The organism is uncultured Candidatus Kuenenia sp. (genome assembly GCF_900696675.1).
Classification (GTDB): Bacteria; Planctomycetota; Brocadiia; order Brocadiales; family Brocadiaceae; genus Kuenenia; species Kuenenia stuttgartiensis_A.
Genome location: NZ_CAADGZ010000219.1, coordinates 1 through 2,942 on the forward strand (window position 1 = coordinate 1; position 2,942 = coordinate 2,942).

Below are 2,942 nucleotides of genomic sequence, written 5' to 3' on the forward strand. Positions count from 1 at the left end.
ACAAAAGACAAGGTTGGCAACTCACAGACAAGCGAAGCAGATGAATACAGGAATCGTCTTTTTGCCGCCAAGGCGGGCATTAACGGCGCATGGTATAATTGGTTTGGCGACACAGGGGATATGCCGGGTTTTAAGAGTATTACCGAGGTTTCTCCCCGACTCAAACTCATAAGGTGCATACCCAACTGGGATAATCTTAATAATGTGCCGCTCAGTGAACGTACATGGGATGGCAGTGTTTATCATAGTACAAAGAGTTATGCGGGGAGTGATGTCATGTATTCACGTCATCCAAAGACAGGAAAGCTTTTTGCTGTGTTTTTGACGTTGTCAGGGGCTATAACGCTTAATGTGGGTGAGACGGTAACCGCGGTGCAGCGGACTGACGGTTATTTTGTTGAGTCAGGGGATGGGAGCGCCGATGTCAGCATTGTTGGTAACGAGGTAAGTTTAAAGAGCAAGGATAACATAGGTGAAGGATACATCTTTACCGTATCGGGAGATGGTGCTTTGTCAACAGTAGAGACCGGGTCAGAGACAGAGTCAGAGTCAGATGTGACATCGGGTTCGGAGACTTCGGATGAAACAGTAAATGGCAGTGAGTTGACGCATACGACGTTGGTTGAGTACTATCCTGCTGGCGGATCACGCAACAGTGTATCGTCAAAAAAGAGTACAAAAGCCATAATCTCTAAACAATCTGGCAGTACACAGACATGGCAGCAGGTAGTCAAAAGAACGCAAGCTCAGAAGACGGCGGGGCTTTCAGGGGGCGAGGGATGGCAGTTGATAAGTGGTATTGTTTATGCTCCATCCAATTCCAATATTGCATATTTAGTTTCCGACACAAATCAGGTATGGAAAACCACAAATGCCAATGCAGACCCTTACAGTATTAAATGGGAAAGAAAGGCAAATGGATTCTATGCCAACGGCGGGGCTTCTATAGTTGTTGATCCGACAAATCCGGATGTCGTTTATGTTGCTGGAAGTGAGATGAGTGCTAGCGGCAGTACGCCAATATCCAAACAGCATGATGCTGAAGGAATATTTAGAACGACTGACGGCGGTGATAATTGGACAAGAGTTAAGGATGCACATTTTCATAGAAGTCAAGGGTGTGGAGGCATCCACTTTGCTTTTGCCGGCGGCAGCATTTATGCAGCGCAGAGTGAAGGCGGACTCTTAAAATCAACCGATGGTGGAACAACGTGGAATTTGGTCACTAAATCCGGGGGCGGGTATGTTTTAGACGATCACGGTGGATTGTTTGATGTAAAGGTACATCCAACTAATAGCAATATCCTGTTTGTATCAACCGGCTGGGGATTATACAAGGTTGAGGATAGCGGCGGTTTTGCGATAGTAACAAAAATAAAAACAGGGCTGCCCTCTCATCCGTATGCAGTGGTTATTAATTACAACAACCCCAATATTATGTATGCAACGGCAGGTAGTAATGGTGTTTATAAATCAACAGACGGTGGGTTGAATTTCACACGAACAAAGGCGTCTCCGGTTAGCAACGGAAAGACTGGTAAGGCGCAGCAAATTGCAATGAGCCCCGTAAATCCTGAGAAAGTAATGGTAGGATTTCTTGGGTTATGGCCAACCAAACAGCTTTATTATACCCACGATGGGGGCAATAATTGGTATCAGACACAAACAATGGACGAAAAAAACGCCGATGGTTGGGTGGCCGGTTCTGAATTTTCTGGCGGATGGACGCAAGACTTTTCAGGTTCTGGAGAATGGTCTGCTCCGATTGCCTTTCATCCAACTGATGAAAATACGGCGATAATGGCCGGCCATGGTGATATCGTAAGAAAGACTACTGACGGCGGTAAAACATGGAGGTATTCAAATACCGGTTATACGGGTTCTGGAGGTCTCGCTACCAACCCGTCTCTTTTTGGATGGGATAGCGCCAATCCAAATACATTAGCAGCTTTCCACCTGGACTTTGGATCGATGTTATCGACAGACGGCGAGGATACTTTTAAGAGTATCGCAACCACTAATATCAATGCTGCTGCCGGTGGGGCAATAAAAGGTAATATTATTGTTAAAATTAACGGAAATTGGACGACGAATACTTATAATGTCGCTATATCAAGAAATAGTGGGGGTTCTTTTACTACTATATCCGATACGGCAGGAGGAGAGGAGTGGGTAGGCAGTTTAGTGAGTTTCCACCCACAAAACGATAACATTGTTTATGCAGGCAAATACAGGTTTGATAACATAGGAACTTCTGATGCCTTTACTGCGCTTTCAAAAACCGTCTATGGTATATGGCCCGGGAACGGCGACATTGTATATACCTGGGGGAAAGACAGTACTACCGGCAATTGGTATATTCAAAAATCCACTGACAAAGGAAACACGTGGTCGGCAACCAACCTGTACCCATCGATTCCTGTTAAAAGTATGAATACAGCCGGTATTAAACAAATTGCCATAGACCCCACAAACCAAGACAGAATCTATGCTGCGGTGAGGAATGAAGGTATCTATATCATAACAGATACAAGCGCCAATGGCGGAGAGACGATATACCGAGGCAATGCCGACGGTATTACTAAAAGCAGGTACGGATACGAAGATATCAATTCAGTAGCCGTAGACCAAAACAACCCAAATGTGGTGTATGCGGGCGCCTATGCCTCCTGGTATGGCCAGTCAAATGGTGTTTTTCGTTCAACTGATTACGGAATGACCTGGGCGAACATTAATGGGAATCTGGGTTCGGATATTAATATCCAGGGTATATCAGTCAATCCTCATAATAGTTATGTCTATATCAGCTCTTTCTCCGGCACGTGGAAATTGCCGCCACCGTCATCAACATCTACCGCTGATACCACAGCGCCAAATTGTTCTATAAGTATTAACAATGGTGACGCCTATACCAAATCCACTGCAGTTACGCCGACGCTTTC

The 2,942-nt window shown here is 45.3% G+C and carries 1 protein-coding gene; it reads left to right on the forward strand.

The annotated features are described in order from the left end of the window. On the forward strand, window positions 1-2,942 hold a 2,942-nt coding region (locus tag QZT26_RS17035), incomplete at both ends, for a hypothetical protein (RefSeq protein WP_295103870.1).